Origin of the sequence: Vibrio sp. Vb2960 (assembly GCF_033337665.1) — a bacterium.
Classification (GTDB): domain Bacteria; phylum Pseudomonadota; class Gammaproteobacteria; order Enterobacterales; family Vibrionaceae; genus Vibrio; species Vibrio alginolyticus.
In genome coordinates this window covers 1-1234 of record NZ_JAWORD010000062.1, presented here as the reverse complement: position 1 = coordinate 1234, position 1234 = coordinate 1, and the positions used below count along the sequence as shown (strand labels likewise).

The window sequence follows — 1234 nt, the reverse complement described above, 5'->3', positions numbered from 1 at the left end:
GGCGTTTTGTATTTTAAAGCCGTATGAGGCCTCATTTGATTATAGATATCTACGGACTCTGCTACCATCGTCCTTGCTTCTTTCAGATCTTTCGGTTTCTTCAGCAAGAGCTCCATTTTGAGTATCCCATTTACACGCTCAGCTAAAGCATTCTGATAACAGTCATACCCGTCAGTCATTGAGCAAGTCACTCTATGTTTCTTATGGATATCTTGATATTCCTTCGAACAGTATTGTGAACCTCTATCTGAGTGGTGTATTAGCTTTTCTTCACTCTGCCGTTGCCTGAGAGCTGAGATAAATGCCCGCTTAACTGATTGAGTTTTCATGTTGTCATCCACATAAAAACCAACAATCTTCCTTGAATAAGCGTCTGTAACCAAGCTGAGATAACTCTCTCCATTTTGAGTTGGCAAGTAAGTAATATCAGCAACCCACAGTTGTTCTGGCTTCGTTGGTGTCAGCCCATCTTTCACTTTGTTTGGGTGACAGAAAAATCGATGACGGCTGTCAGTCGTTCGGTGATAGGCTCGTCTTGCTCTCACTAACAGCCGATGCTTTCTGAGAAGTTCAAAGAGCTTATCGCGACCTATTTGAATGCCCTTTGTTGCTGCTAAGAACTTCAGTTTACGCGTGCCAATGCGTGGCTGCTTCAGCCTGACTTCACGGACAAAGCCAATGACAGCATGCTCATGATGTTCACAACGAGATTGAGTTTGGCATTGCTTATAATAAGCTTGGCGAGAGATTTGTACTAACTGACAAAACTTCGTAACGCTCAAACCTACTATGGTTTTCTCTTGGACAACGCTTCTTTGTGCTTTTTTGTCACTCTAACACCATAGTCACGTTCCATAACGTTCACGACAGCTTCAAAGAAGTCGGCTTTGAGTTGAGCATCTTCGAGCTGCTTCTCAAGCTCTTTAATACGTTGCTCTGGTGTAGGAGGTGAATTGAACTCGGCCATAGAGTCTCCTTTGGACATAAAGTTAGGTGTCCCTTTAGACCAATCTAGTCGACCATGCTTACGAAGCCAAACCAAAACCGTAGAGCAACCTTGGATGCCATACTTCTCTTGGGCTTGTTTGTAAGTGAGGCTTCCTTTTTCAACCTCATCAACTACAGTGAGTTTAAAAGCGAGGGAGTAATCGCGCTGAGTTCTTTTAGTTGTTGATTTCATAACACTCTCCAATTTTGGGGGGTGGAAAGTGTCAACCTTATTTAGGACGGCACA

1 protein-coding gene is annotated in these 1234 nt (G+C 43.3%); it reads right to left on the bottom strand.

All coding sequences use genetic code 11. The annotated features are described in order from the left end of the window. A protein-coding gene (locus R7O03_RS22595) for an IS3 family transposase (RefSeq protein WP_318132068.1) occupies positions 1–1180 on the bottom strand; the annotation gives its coding sequence in 2 pieces (ribosomal slippage) (positions 1–829 and positions 829–1180; 1181 coding nt annotated over the 2 pieces). This gene is flagged as partial in the annotation. Positions 1181–1234 lie beyond the last annotated feature (54 nt).